This is a genomic window from Streptomyces sp. NPDC058685 (assembly GCF_042714725.1).
GTDB lineage: Bacteria > Actinomycetota > Actinomycetes > Streptomycetales > Streptomycetaceae > Streptomyces.
On sequence record NZ_JBHXSL010000056.1, the window covers coordinates 1 to 22,772 of the forward strand.

The window sequence follows — 22,772 nt, forward strand, 5'->3', positions numbered from 1 at the left end:
AGCCCTTCGCCTTGAAACTGATCCGCCCATCCCGAAACAACGCATTCGACACCCGCGTAAACGGAACCGACCCCACCAACCCACGCCGCACCCCCACACCCGAACTCACCACACCACACCCCGAACGGACAACCCGAACATCAACACCTCCCGCCCCCAACCCCAACCGGCATGCGAACAGGCAGACAAGACTGCCGAGGGGCGCGCCAGCCCCGGACTCGAGGACATCCACCGCGAACTCAACTCTGTCCGCCAGACCATGACCCACCCCCACCACCCCCCGCCACAGCAAACCTGCACACCCAACACCCACCGAACATGCACACCTGCACAACCACGAGCATCCGCACAGGCTCGCCATCTCCCGCCGGCGCTCAACCAGGACAAGGCTGAAAGCGACCGGGATCGAGAAGCCGACCGCGAGCCAGCCGGACCGGACCTGCCCCTCTAACGCCCGAACGAAAGCCGAGAACCCAAGCGTGGGAACACATCGCCACGCACCCGGTACCTGTGACGCTCACGCGTCGCGCCCCATCCCGTGACAGACGCAGAAGGCAGCGGAGCCCTGAACGCCGACGGACGGCCCCTGCACCGCGGCGGCATCGCCACAGCCGTGCCCAGTCTCGGCTTCGTCGGCATGGAGTTCCAGCGCAGCTTCTCCTTCAAGACCTGCGCGGCGTGGGTCGCGATGCCGGGCACGTCCTCACCCGGGTGAGTCGCCGGACCCGGTAGAAGGACGCCTACTGCTGGACGCAACGTCCCGGGACCAAGGAGTCTGCGGGACGAGGCAGCCAGCGGTCCAGGTACCCGGTGCACCCGGCCAGGTCCCTACCTCCGGCGCGGTAGGCGATGTAGCCGTCCGGTCGGACCAGGCAGTGCGTGATGCCGCGCCAGAGGCGGTCGGCAGCCAGCGTGTGGAGGTGGACGAGGTGGTCGCGGCCGTGGGTGGCGGCCGGGATCTGGTCGGTCTCCCACAACTCGCGAGGGCCGGCGAGGAGCAGGTGATATCCGGGTGCTTTGGTCAGCGCGTGGAGGTTGCCTGGGGTGTCGGGGAGTCGATCCCCCGCTCGTGGGCGATGTCTGGACGGGCGGGGCCCGTCAGTCGCGGCGGGGCTATGGCGGTAGTGGATGGCCAGTTGGGAGATGGTGCGGAAGGCGACGGAGCGCAGTGCGGGAAGGCGCACAGCCAGCGGCGCGATGCGGGGCGCGCCATGGGTACGGGCCAGCCGCAGCAGCGGGTTGCGGCTGGTCGCGACCCTGAAGGCGCGGTCGGTGAAGCGCAGCACGTTCCGTCCCACCGGGGCACGCTCAGGCTCATAGGTGTCCAGCAAGGCTTTCGGTGCGGCGCCCTGGCTGACGAGGGCGAGCTTCCAGCCGAGGTTGAGGGCGTCCTGTATGCCGGTGTTCATGCCCTGAGCGCCAGCCGGGCTGTGGATATGGGCAGCGTCTCCTGCCAGGAAGAAGCGACCCGCGCGGTAGCGCTCAGCGCCGAGGTTGTGAATCTTGAAGTCGGTCATCCACACCGGATCCCGCAGATGCAGCGGGTCGCTGAGGTAGCGGTCGACGAGCGCCTGCAACAGGGCCAGGTTTACCGGTCCTTCGTCGTCTGTCACGTCGGGCGAACGGATCGCGAGCATCCGCCAGCTCGCCGGCGAGCCCAGCGGGAAGAAGAACACCACCCCGATATCAGTCATGTAGGCGTGGGCGGCCCCGGGCTCGAGACCGTCGACCTCCAGGTCCGCGAGGACAAAGGTCTGCGGGTAGGCGTGCCCCTCGAAGCCGATTCCGGCCTGACCGCGCACCGTGCTGCGGGCCCCGTCGCAGCCGACCACATAGCGCGCGGCCAGGGACTCTTCGGTGCCGTCGCGGCGCCTCAGGCGGCACGTCACGTAGGCGGCTTCCGAGGTCAGCTCCAGCAGTTCGGTGCCCCGTTCGACGGCCGTGCCGGACTCGGCAAGATGGTCACCGAGCACCCTTTCCGTCTCGGATTGGGACAGGAACAGCAGGAAAGGAAACGGGGTGTCGGCGACGCCGATATCGAACAGCGGCAGCCGCACGGTACGGCCAGACAGATGCATGTGCACCTGTACGCCCGGGTTCCCGCGCTCCACCAGCGTCTGCGTCACTCCGTACGGGGCGAGAGCCTCCAGCGTTCTCGGCTGAATGGCCAGCGCACGTGACTCTCGGGCCCGGTCCAGGTGCCGGTCGACGATCCGGAAACGCACGCCGTACGCCTGCAGCTGGGCCGCGAGCGCCAGCCCGGTCGGCCCCGCGCCGACGACCAGGACGTCAAGCGGCTCACTCGCAGTCATGACAGCAGTGTGCCTCTGCGCGTCAGGGAGTGCGGCCGTCCAGCAGCTCCGCAATCGCGGCGGCGGCGTCGCGGGCCGGGCGGCCGACGCCGATGAGAGTGGCTGATGCGGGCCCCGTCCAGTCGCCGTAGCCGAGCAGGCGCAACCGGGGTTCGTCGACCGCGCGGGTGCCGTTAGTGGAGATGTGACCGCGTGTGCCGCGCAGGCCCAGCGGTGCGAGGTGGGAGAGAGCGGGCCGGAAGCCGGTGCACCAGATCACCGTTTCTGCGCGGGCTGTTGTGCTGTCGCTCCAGCGCACGCCGTCGGTGGTGAGCTTCTCGAACATCGGGTGGGCCGTGAGGAGTCCGGCGTCGCGCATCGCCCTGACGGGTGGGACGGCGACGATGTCGCCGAGGGAGGCGACGCCGCCGCTGTCGGTGCGTCCTTCGTCGGGGGCGCGGCGACGGACAGTGGCGAACGTGAACAGTGCCCGGCCGTCGACGTCGTCGGCGAGGTAACGCGGTTCGCGCTGGGTGACCCAGGTCAGTTCGGTGACCGGGGCGAGGTCGGCGGCGATCTGCGCGCCGGAGTTGCCCCGCCGACCACGATCACGTGCTGTCCGAAATCCGTAGGGCGCCGGTAGTCGACGGTGTGGAGCTGCGTGCCGGTGAACACCCCACGGCCGGGGACGGCGGGCAGGGAGCGCGAAGCCACGCTGGAGCTCGGGAAGTTCGCGCCGCCACGCCCGGTCCTCAAGCTGATCGCCGACGCGGCGCCCAGCCATAGGGGGTATGCCATCGTCCCGGTCACATGGTGAGCACCATGCGGAAGCGGGCGCCGCCGCTGGACATCCGCTCGTACGCCTCGCTCGCTTCGCTCATTGGCCGGGTCTCGATCATCGCCCGGATTCGTTGGTCCGTGGCGAATCGGAGGTTGTTCTCGTTCTGGCTGGCGCTTCCAGTGAGGGAGCCCATAATCCGGACGTCGCCGAAGACGAGCTGCACCGGGGTAACCTTTACCGGTTCATCGGACGCTCCCACGACCACGAGGCGCCCCCCGGTGGCAAGGCCGTTGAGCAGAGGGGAGATGTCGCCGGCGGCAGCTGTTGCGATGACGGCCTGCGCACCGCCGAGCTTGCTGAGTGCCTCGCCGGGGTCCGTCGCGGTCGAGTCGATGTAGTGATGTGCGCCGAGCTCGCGGGCCAGCTCCTCTTTGGCGGTGCCGCGGGCGACGGCGACGACCCGCAGGCCCATCTTGGCCGCGTACTGGATACCCAGGTGCCCGAGGCCGCCGATGCCCTGGATGGCCACCAGGTCGTCGGGCTGGGTGTGCGCCTTCAGGAGTGCGTTGAACGTCGTAAAGCCCGCGCATAGGAGCGGCGCTGCCTCAGCCGACGTCAGGTCATCTGGGACCGCGACCAGACCGGACGGCCGGGCGAAGACGACTTCCGCGTAGCCACCGTCCACATCCATGCCCGTCTGCGGCTGGTTGGTGCACGCGACGAAATTCCCCATCCGACAGGACTGGCACACACCGCAGTGACCGCCGAGGAATCCGACTCCGACGCGTTGCCCAGTCGCCCAGCCCTCCACGCCGGGCCCCGATGCGTCGACCACCCCGACGATTTCGTGCCCTGGAATCGCAGGCGTCTTTTCGGGATCGTGCGGCTGCACGGTGAAGCTGTCGGAGTGACAGACCCCGCACGCCTCGACTCGGATGCGCACTTGTCCCGCAGGAGGCTCGACCAGTTCCCGTTCCGCCGACTGCAGTGAGCCCTCCGGGTCGACCTCGACGACCTTATAGTTTGTCATGGCAGACGCTCCTTTCCTGCTGGGGGAGATTGGTGGACGCCCGCACAGCAACGCCCAATCCAGGCTTTGATCGACATCGCCCGCCTCAGCCAGACGTCGGCTGTTCTGCGCGATGCGGAGCAAAGGGTGCCTGGTCAGGCGCACGCCGGTAGTCGCGTCGGCGCAATGGGCGCTGAGGCTGAGCTCCAGGCCCTGACAAGATCCTCCGCTGCAGCAAAGCGCTGCAGCGGGCTTCGACAGCATCGCCTCGGCAGGCCTTACCGAGCGCTTTTGAGGGGTTCCCTGAAGGACTTCTTGAAAACCGGTCCTGCGAAGGGGAGGATCACGCCAAGCATCTCGCCCTTGAAGGTGGTCGGGTGCTCCCGTTCGAGCTGGATGTCAGCACGGGTGCCCTGGTCCTCCGGAGCCACGTGGAACACCCAGCCGCCCCGGGACCAAAGACCTTCGAATCGAGTTTCGTGACCGTGTCTCCAGCCGGGCCCCACTCGTAGCGGGCGCACTCCCAGCTGCTTTCCGTGCCCTCAGTCACCTTGGCCCCGGTATCGCCTCGCTCGTGGACCTTGAAATGCTCCGAATCAATCGTCGGCCACGTCTTTGCCCGCGCCGGACTGAAGTCGGTCAGCACACCCATAACCTCTGACGGACTCATCGAGGAGTCCATGTGGAATCGCAGGACTGGCATCACCTGCTCCTTACATATCGCCACCCCTCCAGGATGCGCCTACCCGCGACGCCGTGCAGGCGCAGAGACCTGTCACCGTGACTGGACGCTCGCCGGGACTTGGAGGCGTACTCACTGTGCCCATCGCGCTATCGGCTGTCGTGGTTTCGTAGATCGTGATTCGGCGCTGCGGACGCCGGCCTGCTCGACGGGCTTCCACGGCTGAGGTGCACGCCGAACGCCGACGTCGCCAGGCCCAGCACGGCCGCTGTGCACCAGACGATCCGGAAGTCGTGAAGTGAAGCGGCACCGACGTGGGAGCCGATCACCGCGACCAGGACAGCGACGCCGACCGTGGTCGAGATCTGGCGGACGGAGTTGACCAGCGCCGACCCGGTCGCCGCACGGTGCCCCGGAACGGCTTGCACACCAGCCGCCACCAGAGTTCCCAGGGCCAGACCGACACCCGCACCGGTCAGCAACTGACTGGGCAGCAGGGAACCGGCGTAGTTGGGCGTGCCGAGGGTGGAGTACGGGAGCCAGGCCATGCCGCCGGCGAACAGCAACCCGCCCGCGGCCACCAGTGGGCCGTGGCCGAAGCGCTGGGCGGTGCGGGCGGTCAGGACGGTGACGATCGGCACGAGGGCGGGACCGGGGGCCAGCGCGAGACCGGTGCGCAATGCGCTCCAGTGCCACACCTCCTGACACCACAGCACGGTCGACAGGAGCATGATCGCGAAGGCGACGCCGAACACGAAACTGCCCGCGTTCGCCGCTCCGAAGCGCGGCAGCCGCAAGAGGTCCAGCTCGAACAGCGGGCGGGGGTGCCGCAGGGACCTGACGACGAACGCGGCCCCGCTGATCACGGCAACACCCAGGAGCAGCACGGTGCTGCCGCTCCGCCAGCCCCAGTCGGGCGCCTGCACCAGTGCTCCGGAGAGCATCGCGACCGAGGCGATGACCAGCAGGGCGCCGAGGAGGTCGGGCAGCGGGCCGGCCTCCCGGGCGGCCGGTTTAGGCAGGGCCGACCGGCCGGCGACGAGCGCGGCGACGCCGATGGGCAGGTTGACCGCGAAGACCCACCTCCAGTCCAACTGGGTCAGGAGCCCGCCGGCGACGGGCCCGGCGGCCGCGGCGAGTCCGCCGATCGCGGCCCAACTCCGGGTGGCCTGCGTACGGCGGTCGGCCGGCACCGTCGCCAGGAGCAGGGCCAGGGACGTCGGAATCTGGGCGGACGCCCCGACGGCCTGCACCACACGGGCCACGACGAGGGTCCCCAGGTTCGGGGCCAGGGCGCAGCCCAGCGACGCGAGGGTGAACACGGCGATCCCGGTCAGGAAGACCGGCCGCTGGCCTATGCGGTCACCGGCACGCCCGGCCACCACCAGCAGTGCGGCGAAGGTGATCGCGTAGGCGTTCAGGACCCAGGACAGCGAACCAAGGGCCGGGCCCCCGCCGCCGGAGAAGTCCCGTCCCATCGCGGGAAGCGCGACGTTGACGATCAAGAGATCCAGGTTGGTCATGAAGACGGCCACGAGGACGACTGCGGTGGACGTGCGAGGGTGCTTTGAAAATCGAAGCATGGTGGCCATGGCGCAAGGCAAACACAGAGTGGTTTGGAAATCAAACCCTGCCGGGTGATACTGAAACAGTGACCACGCGCATCGACCCCCAGGACGTGCCCGGACGCCCCTGCTCGCTCTCGGCTGCCCTCCAGATCGTCGGCGACCGATGGGCGCTGCCTGCGATCCGCGAGGTCATGCTCGGCAACCACCGGTTCCGGCAGATCGCCAGGAACACCGGCGCACCCACGGACCGCCTGGCGGCACGCCTGAAGGCGCTGGTGGAGAGCGGCATTCTCGAACGGCGCCCGCTACCGGACGACGCTCGCTACAGCGGTTACTACCTGACCGCGGCGGGGCGCGATCTGGGGGCCATCACTCGTGAGCTCATCGGCTGGGGCGACCGCTGGGTCGTCACCGATCCGCCCAGCCGCATCCGTCACCGTGACCACGAACTGGTCGCCCACACCGTCTGCAAGACCTGCGGCGAGCAGGTCCACGGCAAGGATGTCCACCGCGACGAGCTGACCCCCGGCTGGAATCAGTCAGGGTCGCTAGAGAGCCCAGAAATGTGAAGTTCGCCGCTCAGCAGCCCCAAGCCGGATGAACATCAGCGCGCCAGAGCACTGGGCGCCGATCAGCTGGCGTGAAGGGTCTAGGCGCTCTCTTACGGATCACTTGGCGGGGGTTCGATCTCCGGGCCCGCTGGCGCTGGCGGGACTGCTGCCTGCGACGATGTGCTCGTGAGTTACGACCTTGCGGTGTGGGACGGCGACCGGCCACTCGACGACCGCCAAGCGGGCTTGACCTACGACGAACTCTACGAGCGCTACCTGGAGTCGGACGATGTCGTCGTGCCTCCGGCGCCGCGCATGGTGGCGTATGTAGAAGCGCTCGTCGCGCGATATCCAGACGACGTCGAGCGCAGTGTCGTATGGGTGTCCCCGCCGGTCATCGAGGAGGCATCGGGCCCGATCGTGTACTTGCTCATGTCCTATGGCAAGGCAGAAGAAGTGTCCGAGTACGCCGCTACGCTGGCTCGCGAGCACGGACTCATCTGCTTCGATCCACAGGGAGAATGCCTCCGGCCCTGATCTGCTTGTTTGGTTCAGCGGGCAGACCAGAGGAAGATGCCCGCGATGAGGAGGCCGGCGCGGTAGACCGTGGCGGTCTTCTCGTAACGGGTGGCGATGCCGCGCCACTGCTTCAGCCGGTTGATGCACCGCTCCACCGTATTGCGTTGCTTGTACGCCTCACGGTCGAAGGCGGGTGGCCGACCGCCGAGGCTGCCTTGACGCAGGCGGTGGCCCCGCTGGTCCGCCGGAACCGGAATCACCGCCCGGATGCCGCGCTTGCTCAAGTGGTCACGAATGGCGCGTGAGGAGTACGCCTTATCGGCCAGGACCACATCCGGCCTGGTGCGAGGTCTTCCGTGCCGGCGCGGGACACGCAGGCAGCCCATCACCTCTACGAAGGCTGGTGCGTCACCGGCCTGTCCGGCGGTGAGCACGAAGGCCAGCGGCCGACAGTTGCCGTCGGCGGCGAGGTGAATCTTCGTGGTCAGCCCGCCGCGGGAGCGGCGGATGCCATGGTCGCCAGGCTCCCCGGCCGGAGCCCCCTTTTGCGAGCCCCGGCCGCGTGCTGGTGAACCCGCACGATCGTGGAGCCAACCGAGACGACCCAGTTCAGGTCGCCGTCGGCATCGGCCTGGGCGAGCAGCACGGTGAACACACGCTCCCAAGTGCCATCGATCGCCCAGTTCCTCAGGCGCGTATACACGCCCTTCCACGAGCCGTACTCGGCGGGCAGGTGCACCCACTGAGACCCGGTCCGGAACTTCCAGGCGATCGCATCGATCACCTGTCGGTGATCTCGCCACCGCCCGCCCCGCCTCGGCGTCCGATCAGGCAACAACGGCTCTATCCGCGCCCACTGCGCGTCAGTCAACGGCACGGACAGACCAACGATCCGATGATCGGAAAGAAACGCCCTAGGGGGCCAGGCCACAGCGCCGGACGCGGCCTGTTGGATGAGTCAGTCCTCCTGCCGATCTCCGATGGCAACGCGCAGGGCGTGTATCCCTTTCAGGACGTCGATGACGGCTTCCACCTCGCCGAGAGCCTGCGGGGTGCCTTCCACATCGCCGTCCTAGAACGAAGCTGAGCAGTGAGTGAGAAGACCGCCGCCATCGCGGCCGACCTCGGACTGCAAGGGGCAGCCAACGGCGACCAGCGACAGGGCCGAGGAACAGCCCTTGCGCGAAAGGGTCGGCGTTCTCCACGATGCCGGCCACGGGCTCCCGGTCGAGGCGCTGCCCGTTCATGTGGCCCGGCGCCCACCGCTCGGCCTCCGGCCGGTCACCCTGCCCGTGCGCCAGAACTCCTCGACTGCCGCCCGGACAGCGGCGGCAACGAGCAGGAGCAGTGCCAGGCCCAGAGCTGCAGCAGTTTGCGCAGGCGGTGCCTTCCTCAACGGGCCTCGGCGAGCGAGGACCCGCAGGCGGACTACGCCGGCGGCTTCCGCAGGTAGTCGACGGCAGCGAGGTCTTCGTTGTCGTATCCCGCTTCGACAGTTGCTTCCAAGCGGTCCCGGACGACCTGGAGCAGCGGGCTCGGGGCGGCAACTGCCGCGGCCAGGTCGATGTCCTTGAGGGCGAGTTGCACCGCGAAACCAGGTGCGTACGAGGCGCTGTCCATCAATCCCACCTTCTGCACCTCGTAGGGCATCGCGAGCGGGCCCGCCTCCAGCACCCGGATAAAGGTCGCGTGGTCGACGCCGAGAGCGTCGCACACTGCAAGGACGTCGCTCATCGCGACCGTCGAGGCAGCCATCCAGGCGTTGACCGCCAACTTGACGGCGCTGCCTTCGGTCCCCGTCCCGACATGCAGCACGGACGAGCCAAGATCGTCAAGTACGGGACGCGCCCGCGTGAGGGTGTCCTCGGTGCCGGCAGCCAGCCAGACGAGTTTGCCCTGCAGAGCGGGCGCGGTACTTCCCGAAACCGGCGCATCGAGGTAGGCGACACCGTGATCACTCGCCAGACCGGCAAGGGCGCCAGCGCTCCGCGGCCCCACCGTGCTCGCCTGCACCCAGACGGCATCTCCGTCGAGCCGGTCGATGGCGTCTGACATGACCTCTGCGACAGCAGCGCCGTCACGGAGCACAGTCATGACGACGGACGCCCCGGAGACCGTATCGCCTACCGCGCTCACTGCTGTGACCCCGGCAGCGTCGTCCGCCACCGCACGGGCTCTCTCCGCCGTACGGTTCCACAGCCTTACCTCGTGGCCAGTATCTCCGAGCCGCGTTGCCATAGCGGCACCCAGTGCGCCTGCTCCGAGAACCGCGACGGTGGAAGCGTGAGCCATGGAGAACCCCTTACGTATCTCCCCTATCCATGTTCCACCGGCAAGCCAACTTTCTCCCCCCGAAAGGAGCGCAGCGCCCTCACGGGTAGCACGTCGATGATCGATCACTTACCGGGTGCCGGCGATCGCAGGATCGACGGCACCCTGACAACCGCCCGCCTGGTCGCAGCAGGGCTGCGCCGCTTCCGCCTCGATGACATCGGCGCGTCCGAGGCAACAGGACCTCTTCCGGCGGGCCGCGCGATCCGTCCGGTCCAGATCGCCTCGGACATGGATCCGGGTCAGGCATGCGGGCCCCTCGGGATCTCTGCTTGGTCATGCTGTCGGCAGCGGCTGCGCCGACGGAGACCGGTGAGCCCCGGGCTGGGGCCCAGGGGTCCCGCACTGTCCGAGCCCGTGCGGGTCGATGCTGAGCATCAGCGGGAGGCGTAGCGGATCCAGGCGTCCGTGAGGCTCTGGAGTGCGGTTGGGGTGGCACCTCCGCTCTCCAGATGGTCGGTGAACGTCGCCAGCCGGTCCGGGCCTTCGGGCCAGTCCGGATCGGCTGCGGCCCTCCTGGCGAGCTCACCGACGGCGTCCTGATCCGTCACGTGAAGAGCCAGCCACGCTGTGAACCCGCCCACCCAATCCGTCCCGTCTTCGAGATCACCGGCTCCAGCTCAGCTCACGCTACCGGGCAACCGCGCGTCGGTGTCCGGTGATTGCCTCGCGGGGGGGGCCAGCGGTGAAGATCGGCTGCCGCCGTTACAGCCAGGTGTCAGCCCGACCCGGGGATGACAGGCCCGCGGCCGCTGCCGAAGGTAGCGTTGTTCATCGAAACGGCGGCCGGATTCCAGCCGGTCAGTCCTGCCGGCCGCCACTCAAAACGGCGGAAGATCGACTTCCCGACTGCAAGCCCCGGCGCGAAACTGAGCATAGGCGAACCCCTGGAAGAGGGCTGAGGCGCATGAAGGCGGAACCAGTGGATGCCGTGACCATCGACCACGTGACCGAGCGGCTGATCAAGGCTCACCCGAAGCTGGACGCCAGACTGGTGCAGAGTTCAGTACAAACAGCGTATGAAGAGCTCCGGTACGCACGCGTACGCACCTACCTGCCGGTGCTGATGGAACGCAGGGCCAGGGACCTGCTGCCCTCCGACGAGCAGGTGCAAAGCCGTCCCTGAGCCCGGTGGACACGGGGACACGCTGCCTGACGCCCGCCCGAACAGTCTTGCCGCCCACAGGTCCAGCCGCGCCCTGAGCACTATCCGCCGGTGAGACCGAGCAACCGACGCAGCGTCGTGTACTTCTCGCTGAGGTGGGTGCGGGTGGGCTCGTCGATCATCGCGAGCCGGTCCGGGTCAGCGTTGTGGGCCAGGTCAGCGTCCTTGATGAGGAGAGCACCCGTGGTCGCGAGGATGCGGCGCGAATAGGACTTATCACTCTCGCCGGGCCGCCTGGTCATGGCATCGACCAGGCTTTTCACGTCGTGAGGGAGTTCGGCCGAGTTGAGCCATTCGCGTGTGAGCACGTCGTTCTCAATCGTGTCGTGCAGCCAAGCAGCGGCCATCTGATCCTTGGAGCCATTCCGCGCCCGAACACCGTCGACGACCGCCTGCACGTGCTCGATATACGGCCGTCCCGTGTCATCCACGTCGCTCGCGTGAGCATCCCGGGCGATCGCCTCGACCTGGTCGAGCGTTAGCTCAGGCATACACACGACCCTACGCCTACCGCCTTCAGCTGCCTGGGCCTGGAATGGGCAAGGAACGGTGGCCGGTGACGCAGTGCTCAGCCGCTGGTCGTGGAGAGGCGTGTCACCGGTGTACCGACGCGACCGCCACCCCCGAACAGTGCGGCCAGAGCGCGAGCCTGCGGGTGCAACCCTCTTCCCGGGTGTTGCCCCTCGCTCGATCCAGGCTCCGCACCATGAGCCCCGCCGCGTTCGATCCGCACGACTTCCCCCACGATCTCCTCAACGCCCAGCGCGGCCGAACTGCCTATCGATTCTGCCGTAGCGGGCCGTGTTACTCGCGCATGGTCACGCCGCCGTCCACCGACAGGATCTGGCCGGTGATCCAGCTGCCTTCCTCGGACAGCAGGAAGACGATCATGGATGCGAGGTCCTCGGGCTCCCCCAGCCGCGGGAGTGCGGTCTTGGCCAGCAGGGCCTCGCGGATCTCGGGGGGCGTGCCGGTGCGAACATTCTCGGTGAGGACGACGCCGGGTGCGACGGCGTTGACCCGGATGTTCTTCTTGCCCCACGTGTGCGCGGTGTGGCGGGTGAGCGCGTGCAGGGCAATCTTGGACGAGGCGTACGCGGTCAGTCACTCCTCCCGCTGCCAGGCCGCCAGGGAGGACACGTTGATGACCGAGCCGCCGCCCGCGGCGACCAGCGCGGGGAGACTCTCACGGATCACGAGCCCGGTGCCAATCACGTTGATCCTCATCATCTCGGCCCACACCGCGGGATCCATCGTGTCGACGCCCTGATCTCGGGCAGACAGGTCCGGGCTGACGGCGGCAGCCACGTTGGCAACGCCGTCGAGCCGGCCGAAGTGCTCGGTGGTCCGGGCCACCAGAGAGGCTATGGAAGCCTCATCCCGGAGGTCGAACTGGACCGTGAGCAGCCGGTCGGCCGCATCCGCGGCCTGCTCACGGGTCCGTGCGAGCTTGTCGGGATTGCTGCTGGCCGCGGCCACCCGGGCGCCCTCGGCGAGCAGCCGCCGCACGGTGGCCGCCCCGATACCCGAACCGCCGCCGGTAACGATGAAAACCTTGTCCTTGAGCCCGTCCACGACCGAGCACATCCTCTCAGCTCGTGAGAGCCCGACGAGGCGGGAATACGCCTGACCTGGCCCGTGGTTGCCGACCTGTGCACGCAGCACAACCGCTTCGACCAGTGCGTGACGCCTGGTAGGCAGCTCACTGTGCACGAGCGGAACAGGGGTTACAAAAGGAACCTTCATGTTCCTGAGGAGCACCGGAGAGGCGTCAACCGTGAGCAACAACGAGGGCCGGGCAACCCGCCCCGACGCGGCGCGGGCGAACGTGCTGCGACTCGCCGGCCCGTGCTCCCGCTGGGACGAGCGGGACGCGGACTTCATCCGCGAGATCCTCGACCTGGTCGGCGACAAATGGAGCATGCTGGTCGTGGGCGCCCTGGCCGCCGGCGACGCCCGCTACTCGGACCTCGACACGACGATCCCCGCCATCTCCCGCCGCATGCTCACCCTCACCCTCAAGCGCCTGCAGCGCAGCGGCCTGGTCGACCGGACCTCCTACCCGGAAGTTCCGCCCCGCGTCGAATACTCCCTCACCAGACTCGGCGCCTCACTGCTCTCCGCCATCGACCCGCTCGCCGACTGGTCCACCGAGCACCACACCGAAGTCCGGCGCCACCAGGACACATACGACAGCAGCACCGCACGCCACCAGACGCCTGCAATGCCAGAGTGATGACCGGGGCGAGCAGCGCCGATTCGCACCGCCGCAACAACCCTCGCCGCCCCGGATCAGGCCTGGACGGCTTGCCCAACGGCAGGCGGAAAGACGCCTGCACACCAGACAAACGGCCGGCAGGTGGGACACCCGGCGCCGGATGCCAGCACTCCCACCGCGCCGCATGCTGGAGACACGGGCTTGCCGGGCCACTGGGAGGCGGGCCCGGCGGGTGTGGGCCCGTTTTGCCAGCGGCGCCGGCCCTCAGCCCCTGCCGAGTTCGCCCGACCAGCACGGGCCCTCGCGTGCGGGTGACCAGGAAGACAGCAAGCGCCGTACGCGCGAGAGGAGGCCACCGTGGCAACCCATCACCCATCCACCCCCTCGACCGCCCGGGACATCGCCGTGTACGCGGCCGGTCAGCGGGCCGACCTGGTCCTGGCCGGGGAGATCAGGATCGACGCCCTGCCGGAACTGGAAACAGCCCTCAGCACCCGTCCTCTGAGCACGGCCAGCGAATGGCGCATCGACATGCACGACGTCACCTACCTCGACCTCGCCTGCGCCTACGCACTCCTGCGCGCCACCACCACACGGACCGACATCCCAGCCGTCACCATCCACGGACCGAGGCACACCGTGGAACGAACCCTGCGGCACGTCGGCCTCGGCGACAGGGCCACCATCAGCGCCACATAGGCGCGAAGCTGGCCACGTGCCCCCGCGGCGCGCGAAATCCGCGTCGTGAAAGCGCGCCGATGGCCCCAGCGGTCTGCTCTAAATCGGCGGTGTTGCCGGGATCTGGCGGGGCTCGGTGGCGGTCAGGACGAGAACAGCCTGGTCGTCGTCGATGTCGTGGCCGCCGGTGAAGGCGTGCACTGCCTGGGTGAGGGCGTCGATGACGTGACGGGCGGCCGGCTGAGGCGGTGCGCTGGTCAGGGCGTCGGCCAGGCGTTGCTCGCCGAACTGCCGGCCGTCTGGGCTGCGGGCTTCGGTGATGCCGTCGGTGTAGAGCAGCAGGCTTTCGTGGGGTCGGAGCTGGAGGCGGTGGGGGGTGACGTGGGGGTCGGGGGCGATGCCCAGCAGGAGACCGAATGCGTCGATGGTGTGGGCTGTGTGGTGCGTGTCGAGGTGGAGGGGCAGGGTGTGGCCGGCGCGTACCAGTTCGATGTCCAGGCCGTCGGCGGTGGGGGTGAGCTGGCCGTAGACGAGGGTGACGAAGCCGGTGCCGTGGCCGGCGGGCCGGTTGATCAGGGCCCGGTTGACGGCTTGAACGACGGCTTCCGTGCCGGGCAGGAGGGGGGCGACGGCGCGGGCGGTGTGGCGGACCAGGGCGGTGGTGGTGGCGGCCAGCGCGCCGCGTCCGCAGACGTCGCCGAGCAGGAACGCCCACCGGCCGTCGTCCAGGGGGAAGACGTCGTAGAAGTCGCCGCCGATGTCAAGGCCTTCGCCGGCGGGGTGGTAGAAGGTGGCGACGTCGGTGCCGGGCACCTCGGGAAGGTGAGGCAGGAGCAGGCCGGCTTGCAGGTCGCGGGCGAGAGTGACGCGGTGGGTGTACTGGCGGGCGTTACGGGCCGCCGATGCGGCGCGCCGGGCGAGTTCCTCGGCCAGGGCCACGGTGTGGCCGTCGAAGGTGTGCTCACCCATGGACAGCAGCGTCACCGTGCCGAACGCGGTGCCGCGGTCCAACAGGGGAACGCACAGGTAGCCGGTGACATCCAGCTCCTGCCAGGGGCCGGACCCGGTAGGGGTGCGGCGTGCGACCTCACTGATGCCGGAGGCCAGAACGCGGGCGACGGCGTCGTCGGCAGCGTCGTAGACCGGAATGTGGGAGGCCAGCAGAGTCTGCTGCCGCTCGGTGGGAGCGGCGGCGGCAACGCGCTGCACCCTCCCGCCCTCGACAATATCGATAGCGCACAGCGGTGCCAGGTGGGGGGTGCAGGAGCCGGCCAGCCGCTGCAGGGTCTGGACGGCGTCCAGGTCGCTGGTCAGGGAAGTACTGGCGTTCAGCAGGAAGGCGAGGTCGTCACGGGCGGCCTTCTCCCGGGCTTCGGCGGCCTGCCGTGCCTCTTCAGCCTGGTGGCGTTCGATGGCCAGGGCGGCGGTGTCCGCGAAGACCCGGGCCAGCGCCAGGTCCGCCTCCTGCGGCGCTCGCGGGGTGCGGTGGTACATCGCGAAGGTGCCCAGCAGCGAGCCGTCCCGGGCCAGGATCGGGGTGGACCAGCAGGCAGCCACCCCCGCCTTGTCCGCCAGATCACGGAAGTCGTCCCAGAACGTGTCGGTGCCGATGTCGGTGACGATCACCGGCTGGCGCCGGTGCGCTGCGGTGCCGCAGGAGCCGACCCCCTCACCCGTGGCGATGCCGTCGATGGCCTCGTTGTAGAAGCCGGGCAGGCTCGGCGCCGCGCCGTGGCGCAGATGCTTGCCGTCGGCGTCGGCCAGCAGCACCGAGACCAGCACCTCCTCCGGTGCCAGGTCCTCGATCGCGCGGGCCATGCCGTCCAGCACGTCGGCCAAGGGCGCCTGGCGGGCGATCTGCTCCAGCAGCACCCGGTGCTCGGCCGTCAACCGCTGGGCGTGCTTGACCTGGGTCGTCTCCACCCCGATCACCCGCACGCCGATGGTATTACCGCCGGCGTCCAGACGCGGTTCGTAGGTGAAGTCGAAGAACGCCTCCCGCGTCCTGTCTCCCTCACCCAGCAGCACCCGGGCATCCCGGGCGGTGTATGGCTTGCCGGTGCGGTAGACCCCGTCCAGGACAGCGATGAAGCCCTGCTCGACCAGTTCCGGCATCAACTGGCCGATCGGCAGACCGGTACGGGTGCGCTCCCCGCCGCCAATCGCGGCGAAGAACGCCGCGTTCGCCGTCTCCAGCATGTGCGCCGGCCCCGCCAGGTAGGCGAATACGGCGGAGGACTGTCCGAACAGCGCCCGCAGATCCTCCTCCGCACCGTCCTCGGCGGCAGCACGCGTGACCGCCGCACCAGGACTTTGGCGCGGCTCCTCCTGCGGTACGCCACTCATGCACGCTCCCCCTCATCCGGCTGAGCCGAATCGTCAGCGCCGGCAGCCACCATGTCACGCCTACCCGCATCCGCCGCCAGCGCCTCGGACACGTCACCGTGCACGGCAAAAACCCGGTCCAGCCCTGTCAGCGCGAACAGACGCGCCACCGAATCCGGCACGGCCGCAAGCCGCAGCACACGGTCCTGCTCGGCCAGCTGCCGAAACAGTCGCAGCAGAGCGCTGATCCCGGAAGAGTCGCAAAACGTCAGAGCGGAACAGTCGGCTACCACGGGACCCGCGTCCCGGCCGCGGACCAGCTCCTTCTCCCCCGCCTCGTGCAGCTGCACCGTGCTGTCGAAGTCGAGCTCCCCGCGCAGCCCGAACACCACACCCCGCCCATCGTGGCTGACATCCACCGCGAACACCCTGACGTCCTCCATGTGAGGCCCCATACCGACAGCCCCTCATGGTAGAGAGCGGCTCCCCCGCCGCAGGGCACGGGGCGGAGGCCTCTCATCCCGTTCGCGGGGCTCCCGTTGACAGGGCTCCCATTGGGCCGGGCCCGAAGTGCAGCCGACGCGACCTCAGCCTCTCGGCTGTTCTGCTGTCTGTGGTGCGTTTTGCGGAGTTGGTCGGTGTGGCGGGTGACGCTGTCGACGCGGGCGGCGAGGTCGGGGTGACCGGCCGTCAGGTGGTTGTGGGTGTCGGCCAGGGGTTGGATGAGGTTGGCGGCGTCAAGGCCCCGGGCATCCGCCGGGGCCTTCTGCCGTCGCACCACAGTCATGTCTTCCCACCGCGCCTGCGGCCGGCCCGGTCGCTCACCTCTGTGTACGGCCATCGCGTACAACGAATGCGGGTGCCTAGAGCGGGCTTGCCCACGGGTTCCGACCTGCGGAACCGGCTGATCGCGTAATGAGGGTACACACCTTCGGCAGGCGCCCCCCGGAGCAACCGCGGGTGCACCTGTGCAGGCAACGGTGCGGACGACCGTGGGTGTAACACTCGCGTCCCGACTGCGGGCCCTGCGCGTCTATGTGTCCGCATCTCAGCTGCCGGAGTACAGCGTCCTCTCGCATGCCATGCGGTTGCCGGGCGGCAGGCGGGGCGCGATATCGAAGTGCTGCCGCGTCTCGTGCGCATCCACCTGGCCAGGGTCTTTACTGACCCTTTACGATTGTTGTACGGATACTTGTCCGCCCAGACCTCCGGACCGGGATGCGGTCCGAGCGAGTGTAGAAGGAGCAGCAGACCCGCAATGGGTGAACCTCCCAGTACGAGCCGTGCCACGCCTTGCCCGCAAGAACTTGTGCCGGGAGCGGGGGTGGCACGGTGACCGAAGTCCTGCTGCTGCTCCTCGCCTTCGCCCTGACGCTGGCCTGCGCGGTGTTCGTAGCCGCCGAGTTCTCTCTCACCACCGTCGAACGCAGTGAGCTCGAACGGGCCGCCGCGGCGGGTGAGCGGGGCGCCGAGGGCGCCCTGAAGGCCGCCAAGCGACTGACCTTCCAGTTGTCCGGCGCCCAGTTGGGCATCACGGTGACCTCGCTGGTGATCGGCATGCTCGCCGAGCCCTCCGTCTCCGCCTTGCTGCGCGGACCGCTGGAGGCCGTCGGCCTGCCGACAGGCGCGGTGTCGACCACCGCGACCCTGCTCGGCGTGGCGATCTCGACCGTCGTGCTGATGGTCGTCGGCGAGCTGGTGCCGAAGAACTGGGCGATCTCCCGGCCCCTGGCCGTCGCGAAGGTCGTCGCCGGCCCGCAGCGCGCCTTCACCGCGGCGTTCGGGCCGCTGATCCGGCACCTGAACAGCACCGCGAACCGCCTGGTGCGCCGCTTCGGCCTGGAGCCCGCCGAGGAGCTGGCCTCCGCGCGTACCCCCGAGGAACTGGTCGCGCTCGTACAGCACTCGGCCCGCCAGGGCGCGATCGAGGCGGACTCCGCCGAGCTGTTCGTCAAGACCCTGCACCTCACGGAACTGACCGCGGAAAACGTCATGACCCCGCGGATCGACGTCCAGGCCCTGGAGGCCCACGCCACCGCCGCGGACGCCGCGAATCTGACCCTGGCCACTGGCCTCTCCCGCTTCCCCGTGTTCCGCGACGCTTTGGACCAGGTCATCGGCACTGTCCACATCCGCGATGTCCTCGCACTGGAGGAGGGCAAGCGACCGCTCACTGCGGTCACCGACCTTATGAGCGAACCGCTGCTGGTGCCGCACTCGCTGCCCGTGGACACCCTCCTCGGACGACTGCGCAAGGCCCGCACCATGGCCCTTGTCATCGACGAGTACGGCGGCACGGCCGGCGTCGCGACCGTCGAGGACATCGTCGAAGAAGTCGTCGGCGAGGTCCGCGACGAACACGACCCGATGGAGGTCCCCGACCTCATCCAGGTCCCGGACCAGCACGGCCGCCCCGTGTGGGAAGCCGACGGAAGCGTCCGCCTCGACGAGCTGGAAGAGATCGGCCTCACCGCACCCGAGGGCCCCTACGAGACCCTCGCCGGCCTGATCGCCACCCGCCTCGAACGCATCCCCCGTCAGGGCGACACCCTCACCGTCGACGGCTGGGAACTGTCCGTCCTCGACATCGAGCACCACCGCGCCGACCGCGTCGCACTCACCGCACCGGCCGCCACGTCCGCCCGCCGACAGGAGAAGAGCAAGTGACCGCCATCCAACTGCTGATCGGCGCCTTCACCCTTGTCACCAATGCCTTCTTCGTCGGCGCCGAGTTCGCCCTGATCTCCGTACGCCGCAGCCAGATCGAACCAGCCGCCCTGAACGGCAACCGCCGGGCCAAGACGGTCCTGTGGGGCATCGAACATCTCTCCGCGATGATGGCCACCGCCCAGCTCGGCATCACCGTCTCCTCCCTCGTCCTCGGCGCCGTCGCCGAACCTGCCATCGCCCACCTGCTGGAACCCCCCTTCCACGCGGTCGGCGTGCCCGAGGCGCTGATCCACCCCATCGCGTTCGTCATCGCCCTCACCCTGGCGACGTACCTCCACATGCTGATCGGCGAGATGGTTCCCAAGAACATCGCACTCGCCGCCCCCGCGCCGACCGCACTGCTCCTCGGCCCGCCCCTGGTCACCCTCACCCGCGGCCTGCGCCCGTTCGTCTTCGGCATCAACGCCTTCGCCAACACCCTGCTGCGGCTGATGAAGGTCGAACCCAAGGACGAGGTCAGCTCCGTCTTCACCGACGACGAACTCACCCGCCTGATCAAGGACTCCAGCGCCGCCGGCCTTCTCAGCCCCGAAGACGGCGAACGCCTCCAAGACGCCCTCGAACTCGGCACCCGCCCCGCCGGCGAAGTCATGGTCCCCCTCGACCGGGTGGTCACCGTCGAACACGACATCACACCCCAGGGCCTCGAACGCGCGGCCGCCGCCCACGGATTCTCCCGCCTGCCCGTCACCGGACCCGGCGAGGAGATCCTCGGCTACCTCCACATCAAGGACGCCCTCGGCCTCACCGACCGCACAGCGCCGATCCCGCGCAATGCCTTCCACCCGATCACCAAAGTCGCCCTCGACACCCCGCTCGACGACACCATGACCGCCATGCGCGCAGCAGGCACCCACCTCGCCGCCGTCACCGGCACCAAGGGCACCGTCCTCGGCTTCGTCACCATGGAAGACGTCCTGGAAGAACTCGTCGGCGCCTGAGGCGAGGCAGCAAAGGCCGGCACCCACTCAGGGGTGCCGGCCACCGGCATGCACCAACCACCAGTCCACTGGACAGAGCGTACGAACCGTTCACCTCTGATCGGGCCTTGGCTTGACCGCGCAGCGCAATTGACCACGACGCCGACTGCCCGATCCCGCGATCCGATGCAGCACAGGGACAAGCCCGCGTCGCCGCTCTCTGGCCTTCATACCGCGCGCAGCGTTCACCCATGGCGCCGAAATCAGCGTCACGCAGTGAGGGTCAGATTCCGGTCGAGTCATTCTGCCGCGCCGCGTGGTCGGCACTGTTGAAACATCAACCGTGCGCCGGTCGGAGCACCGCCACTACGCGCGCAGCCCCTCGGCATTGATTGGTGTCGCGCCTCAGCCAGAAACTCGACCTCACCACCACCGACACCACAGGGCTCGACGTCATCACCGCCGACCTTGGCGCAGTACACGGCCCGCACCGGCTCCGTGACTGTCCCCAGAGCCCCACGTCGAGCAGCTGGACGACGGCACCGAGGTCAGACTCGGAGTGTTCCTCGAACGCCAGGGCCCGGCACGCGAAGCTCACCACCGACCAACTCCAGCAGTTCGCCGACCTCGGCCTGGCATGGGCCAAGCGAGGAACAGTGACCGGCCGTGCCGAACAGCGGCGGGCATCGCTCAGATCACGTGCCAGAGATGGGCGCGGCCGCCGCGCCATTCGACCCACGTCGGATCATCAATGATCTGCTCGGGGTCGATCCACCCAGCCCCCTCCAGGATGACCACCAGGTCGTGATCGGAGTACGCCGTACCCAGGAAGTTGTCGCGGCCATATCGGAGGCAGGTCACTCTGCGACCCGGCTTCGAAGAAGCTTGATGAACGACGATTGGCTGGCTCACCCTTCCAGTGTGCTCCTGCGGCTGACAGGCTGCCGCGCTCCGTATCCAGTGGGACAGCGGGCACGCGGCACAGCCCGATGAAGGTCAGTGCACCCACTCGCCGACGATCGTCCACTCCTTCACCAGGTCCTTCGCCCGATGTCTGGAGATCTCTGCCTTCATCTCCTCCACCTCGGCTTCCTTGCTGGTGAAAGGGCAGCCGGCGCGCGCATGGCTCATGGGCAGCACGCACTCGGCAGGTGAACACACACGGATCTCGGGACGGCTGCTCGGCATGCCCCCAACCCTTCCACAGCACTGCACGGTCGCATCAGCTTGCGACCGAACCCCTGGAGAGGGAGTGACGGCGCGATCGGCCGGTCGTTGAACAACCCGGTTCCGCACAACACCAGGGCCCCGGGAGTGGAAACCCGGGGTCTTGGTGCATCTGCGCCATGACCACGTGTCCCGCGCCGCCCGCCACGATCGGCACATCCCCGGCGCATTCCAGCCGGTCGGGTTCTGCCGACCGCCGCCCGAAGCGGCGAAAGATCGACTTCCCCACGGAAAGCCGCACCGCGAAACTGAGCACACGCGATTCCCGGAAGAAGGCCGAGGCCGATGAAAGCGGAATCAGAGGACGCCGTGGCCATCGGCCACGTGACCGCACGCCTGACAGCAGCACACCCTCAGCTGGACACCCACCTGGTACGCACCTCGGTACGCATCGCGTACGAAGAGCTCCGATACGCCCGTGTCCGCACCTACCTGCCCGTTCTGATGGAACGCAGAGCCAAGGACCTGCTGGCCACCGACGAACAGACACAACGCCGTACCTGACACCCCGGACACGCAACCGAGCGCCAGCCCGCGCCGGCCTTGGTGAGCTCAGGCGGCGGGGCCGAGGCCGGAGGATCATAGGGGGCATGGCGAGTGTCGTGCTGCGGGGAGCGGCTGCCCTTCTGCGGCTTCGAGCAGAAGATGCCGTCCAGTCCCCCGAAGAGCGGTGGATCGTGGACCGGGACGAGACCGGCGACCTGCTCCTGGCCGCCTGCGCGCCGCGGGACGTCGCCGACGACGGCACGGTGAACAGTCACGTCGTCGCCTCGCTCACCCATGAGGGCAGCCCGCCCGGGGCGGCGGACGGGCCGGCGCTCGGGGCGGCATCCCACATGGCCGGGCTCGACCCGAAAGCGGCCCTGATGCTCGCCGCCTGGCTGGACACGATGGCCGCGTACGCAGACCGGGCCGACGAACCGGGAAACACCGAAGCGGCAGCCCCGCTCCTTGCGGCGGCGATGCGTTTCGCTCAGACCTACCTGCGCACGACAGACGATCCGTGACCCACCCAGCAGGCGCCCAGGGCCGGCCGCCGACAGCACCCGGGCACCGGGCACCGGGCCACAGAACATCTTCCCCATCTCCCCCTCGCAGGCGCAGAGGGCCGGCAGCGTTCCAGCTCTGATGCGGGTGCCGGGAGCAGCGCCGTGGCGCATGCCCACACCATGGGGCCTGCCCCGGCCACTGGCGACAGGCCCCCGGGTGTGGGCCGGATCCACTGTGGGAGCGCCGGCCCACACCCGGGATGATCTCCGGCGACCGGGCGGTGCCCACAGGCGGGAGGCTGGTGGGGTGCCCAAGACGCTTCAGCGGCGATGCGAACAGTGCCGGACGCCGCTGCCCCGGGACGCCGGCACCAACCGGCGGTATTGCAACTCCACGTGCCGCAGCCGCCACTGGCGACGCCTCCAACGGCACAACGAGATCTACCGGCGAGCCGTCTACGAAGGCTTGCAGCTCATCCAGGGCGAGATCCTGTGGTCACAGGGCCGGTGCCCGCTGTGCCGGATATCCGTCCCAGCCCGCAAGCGGACCGATGCGGTCTACTGCTCACCGAGATGCCGCACCCGCGCCTGGCGGATGCGCCACAACGCCGCCGAACAGGGAGCGTGACAGATCCGAACGGCCGCTGCGCTACACGTCACCACGTGACGGCTACCCATCACGATGGAAACACTCCCGGCACCGCTGCGCGCGACAGCGAGAGGCGCACGCTGGAAAGGCAGGGCTACCCCTCCCGGGCCCGTGGCTTGCCCGCCTGGTGTGGGCCAGT

At 68.9% G+C, this 22,772-nt stretch carries 21 protein-coding genes and 2 pseudogenes; 10 read left to right on the plus strand and 13 right to left on the minus strand.

Features of this window, described 5'->3' with window-relative positions; genetic code table 11:
- Window positions 1-538 precede the first annotated feature (538 nt).
- A complete protein-coding gene (locus tag ACFWU3_RS30730; protein ID WP_384444247.1) occupies window positions 539-715 on the plus strand; it encodes a hypothetical protein in 177 nt (58 codons plus the stop codon).
- Between the two features lie 25 nt (window positions 716-740).
- On the opposite strand, the gene ACFWU3_RS30735 is transcribed toward ACFWU3_RS30730, so the two are convergent.
- From ACFWU3_RS30735 to ACFWU3_RS30750, 4 genes and pseudogenes are all read right to left on the minus strand, one after another.
- A complete protein-coding gene (locus tag ACFWU3_RS30735) occupies window positions 741-2,312 on the minus strand; it encodes an FAD-dependent monooxygenase (protein ID WP_384444249.1) in 1,572 nt (523 codons plus the stop codon).
- Between the two features lie 22 nt (window positions 2,313-2,334).
- Window positions 2,335-2,990 (minus strand): annotated as a pseudogene (locus ACFWU3_RS30740) (pyridine nucleotide-disulfide oxidoreductase); the annotation flags it as partial.
- A 107-nt stretch (window positions 2,991-3,097) separates the two neighbouring features.
- Window positions 3,098-4,345: an alcohol dehydrogenase catalytic domain-containing protein gene (locus ACFWU3_RS30745; RefSeq protein ID WP_384444251.1), complete on the minus strand. Its 1,248-nt coding sequence runs from the start codon at window positions 4,343-4,345 to the stop codon at window positions 3,098-3,100.
- A 567-nt stretch (window positions 4,346-4,912) separates the two neighbouring features.
- Entirely contained in the window at window positions 4,913-6,346 is a 1,434-nt protein-coding gene (locus ACFWU3_RS30750; RefSeq protein WP_384444253.1) for an MFS transporter, read from the minus strand.
- A 68-nt stretch (window positions 6,347-6,414) separates the two neighbouring features.
- Here ACFWU3_RS30750 and ACFWU3_RS30755 point away from each other — a divergent pair, with 68 nt between their 5' ends.
- Window positions 6,415-6,900, plus strand: a complete 486-nt coding sequence (locus tag ACFWU3_RS30755; protein WP_384444255.1) for a winged helix-turn-helix transcriptional regulator — start codon at window positions 6,415-6,417, stop codon at window positions 6,898-6,900.
- A 168-nt stretch (window positions 6,901-7,068) separates the two neighbouring features.
- Window positions 7,069-7,419: a hypothetical protein gene (locus ACFWU3_RS30760; protein WP_384444257.1), complete on the plus strand. Its 351-nt coding sequence runs from the start codon at window positions 7,069-7,071 to the stop codon at window positions 7,417-7,419.
- Between the two features lie 14 nt (window positions 7,420-7,433).
- Here the strand turns inward: ACFWU3_RS30760 and ACFWU3_RS30765 are convergent.
- From ACFWU3_RS30765 to ACFWU3_RS30775, 3 genes are all read right to left on the minus strand, one after another.
- Window positions 7,434-8,284 (minus strand): IS5 family transposase gene (locus ACFWU3_RS30765; protein ID WP_384444329.1). Its coding sequence is split into 2 segments (ribosomal slippage): window positions 7,434-7,940 and window positions 7,943-8,284, totalling 849 coding nucleotides; the frame shifts between segments, so codons are not numbered across the junction.
- A 545-nt stretch (window positions 8,285-8,829) separates the two neighbouring features.
- Window positions 8,830-9,693, minus strand: a complete 864-nt coding sequence (locus ACFWU3_RS30770; RefSeq protein ID WP_384444259.1) for an NAD(P)-dependent oxidoreductase — start codon at window positions 9,691-9,693, stop codon at window positions 8,830-8,832.
- Window positions 9,694-10,109: 416 nt separating this feature from the next.
- Complete coding sequence (locus ACFWU3_RS30775) at window positions 10,110-10,316, minus strand: YozE family protein (protein WP_384444261.1); 207 nt, start codon at window positions 10,314-10,316, stop codon at window positions 10,110-10,112.
- A gap of 338 nt (window positions 10,317-10,654) precedes the next feature.
- On the opposite strand from ACFWU3_RS30775, the gene ACFWU3_RS30780 reads away from it, so the two are divergent.
- Window positions 10,655-10,858, plus strand: a complete 204-nt coding sequence (locus ACFWU3_RS30780) for a three-helix bundle dimerization domain-containing protein (RefSeq protein WP_384444263.1) — start codon at window positions 10,655-10,657, stop codon at window positions 10,856-10,858.
- A gap of 80 nt (window positions 10,859-10,938) precedes the next feature.
- Here ACFWU3_RS30780 and ACFWU3_RS30785 read toward each other — a convergent pair whose 3' ends face one another.
- Both ACFWU3_RS30785 and ACFWU3_RS30790 read right to left on the minus strand, forming a co-directional pair.
- Complete coding sequence (locus tag ACFWU3_RS30785; RefSeq protein ID WP_384444265.1) at window positions 10,939-11,388, minus strand: HD domain-containing protein; 450 nt, start codon at window positions 11,386-11,388, stop codon at window positions 10,939-10,941.
- Window positions 11,389-11,701: 313 nt separating this feature from the next.
- Window positions 11,702-12,781 (minus strand): annotated as a pseudogene (locus ACFWU3_RS30790) (SDR family NAD(P)-dependent oxidoreductase).
- Here ACFWU3_RS30790 and ACFWU3_RS30795 point away from each other — a divergent pair.
- Window positions 12,675-13,133, plus strand: coding sequence for a winged helix-turn-helix transcriptional regulator (locus ACFWU3_RS30795; RefSeq protein WP_384444267.1), 459 nt, complete (start codon window positions 12,675-12,677; stop codon window positions 13,131-13,133). The pseudogene ACFWU3_RS30790 and the gene ACFWU3_RS30795 sit on opposite strands and share 107 nt — an antisense overlap.
- A 339-nt stretch (window positions 13,134-13,472) precedes the next feature.
- A complete protein-coding gene (locus tag ACFWU3_RS30800) occupies window positions 13,473-13,814 on the plus strand; it encodes an STAS domain-containing protein (protein ID WP_384444269.1) in 342 nt (113 codons plus the stop codon).
- Window positions 13,815-13,892: 78 nt separating this feature from the next.
- On the opposite strand, the gene ACFWU3_RS30805 is transcribed toward ACFWU3_RS30800, so the two are convergent.
- Both ACFWU3_RS30805 and ACFWU3_RS30810 read right to left on the minus strand, forming a co-directional pair.
- On the minus strand, window positions 13,893-16,139 hold the full coding sequence (locus ACFWU3_RS30805; protein ID WP_384444271.1) for a GAF domain-containing SpoIIE family protein phosphatase: 2,247 nt from the start codon (window positions 16,137-16,139) through the stop codon (window positions 13,893-13,895).
- A complete protein-coding gene (locus ACFWU3_RS30810; protein ID WP_384444273.1) occupies window positions 16,136-16,561 on the minus strand; it encodes an STAS domain-containing protein in 426 nt (141 codons plus the stop codon). Before ACFWU3_RS30810 ends, ACFWU3_RS30805 begins: the two co-directional genes overlap by 4 nt.
- Window positions 16,562-17,450: 889 nt before the next feature.
- Between ACFWU3_RS30810 and ACFWU3_RS30815 the strand changes: the two genes are divergently transcribed.
- Both ACFWU3_RS30815 and ACFWU3_RS30820 read left to right on the plus strand, forming a co-directional pair.
- On the plus strand, window positions 17,451-18,785 hold the full coding sequence (locus ACFWU3_RS30815) for a hemolysin family protein (RefSeq protein WP_384444275.1): 1,335 nt from the start codon (window positions 17,451-17,453) through the stop codon (window positions 18,783-18,785).
- Window positions 18,782-19,789 (plus strand): hemolysin family protein, encoded by a 1,008-nt coding sequence (locus ACFWU3_RS30820; RefSeq protein WP_384444277.1) that lies wholly within the window; start codon window positions 18,782-18,784, stop codon window positions 19,787-19,789. Before ACFWU3_RS30815 ends, ACFWU3_RS30820 begins: the two co-directional genes overlap by 4 nt.
- 669 nt (window positions 19,790-20,458) lie before the next feature.
- Here ACFWU3_RS30820 and ACFWU3_RS30825 read toward each other — a convergent pair.
- Window positions 20,459-20,680, minus strand: coding sequence for a hypothetical protein (locus tag ACFWU3_RS30825; RefSeq protein ID WP_384444279.1), 222 nt, complete (start codon window positions 20,678-20,680; stop codon window positions 20,459-20,461).
- A gap of 84 nt (window positions 20,681-20,764) precedes the next feature.
- The gene (locus ACFWU3_RS30830) at window positions 20,765-20,956 is read right to left on the minus strand and encodes a hypothetical protein (RefSeq protein ID WP_384444281.1); all 192 of its coding nucleotides are present in this window, start codon (window positions 20,954-20,956) and stop codon (window positions 20,765-20,767) included.
- A 324-nt stretch (window positions 20,957-21,280) separates the two neighbouring features.
- Here ACFWU3_RS30830 and ACFWU3_RS30835 point away from each other — a divergent pair, with 324 nt between their 5' ends.
- The gene (locus ACFWU3_RS30835) at window positions 21,281-21,499 is read left to right on the plus strand and encodes a three-helix bundle dimerization domain-containing protein (protein WP_384444283.1); all 219 of its coding nucleotides are present in this window, start codon (window positions 21,281-21,283) and stop codon (window positions 21,497-21,499) included.
- An 86-nt stretch (window positions 21,500-21,585) separates the two neighbouring features.
- The gene (locus tag ACFWU3_RS30840; RefSeq protein WP_384444285.1) at window positions 21,586-22,002 is read left to right on the plus strand and encodes a hypothetical protein; all 417 of its coding nucleotides are present in this window, start codon (window positions 21,586-21,588) and stop codon (window positions 22,000-22,002) included.
- Window positions 22,003-22,772 lie beyond the last annotated feature (770 nt).

Bases quoted from the DNA above. Each gene is read 5' to 3' on its own strand.
- ACFWU3_RS30830 (WP_384444281.1), bottom strand. From the start codon at position 20,956: ATGCCGAGCAGCCGTCCCGAGATCCGTGTGTGTTCACCTGCCGAGTGC.
- ACFWU3_RS30735 (WP_384444249.1), bottom strand. From the start codon at position 2,312: ATGACTGCGAGTGAGCCGCTTGACGTCCTGGTCGTCGGCGCGGGGCCG.
- ACFWU3_RS30835 (WP_384444283.1), top strand. From the start codon at position 21,281: ATGAAAGCGGAATCAGAGGACGCCGTGGCCATCGGCCACGTGACCGCA.
- ACFWU3_RS30785 (WP_384444265.1), bottom strand. From the start codon at position 11,388: ATGCCTGAGCTAACGCTCGACCAGGTCGAGGCGATCGCCCGGGATGCT.
- ACFWU3_RS30745 (WP_384444251.1), bottom strand. From the start codon at position 4,345: ATGCTGTCGAAGCCCGCTGCAGCGCTTTGCTGCAGCGGAGGATCTTGT.
- ACFWU3_RS30750 (WP_384444253.1), bottom strand. From the start codon at position 6,346: ATGCTTCGATTTTCAAAGCACCCTCGCACGTCCACCGCAGTCGTCCTC.
- ACFWU3_RS30770 (WP_384444259.1), bottom strand. From the start codon at position 9,693: ATGGCTCACGCTTCCACCGTCGCGGTTCTCGGAGCAGGCGCACTGGGT.
- ACFWU3_RS30810 (WP_384444273.1), bottom strand. From the start codon at position 16,561: ATGGAGGACGTCAGGGTGTTCGCGGTGGATGTCAGCCACGATGGGCGG.
- ACFWU3_RS30805 (WP_384444271.1), bottom strand. From the start codon at position 16,139: ATGAGTGGCGTACCGCAGGAGGAGCCGCGCCAAAGTCCTGGTGCGGCG.
- ACFWU3_RS30840 (WP_384444285.1), top strand. From the start codon at position 21,586: ATGGCGAGTGTCGTGCTGCGGGGAGCGGCTGCCCTTCTGCGGCTTCGA.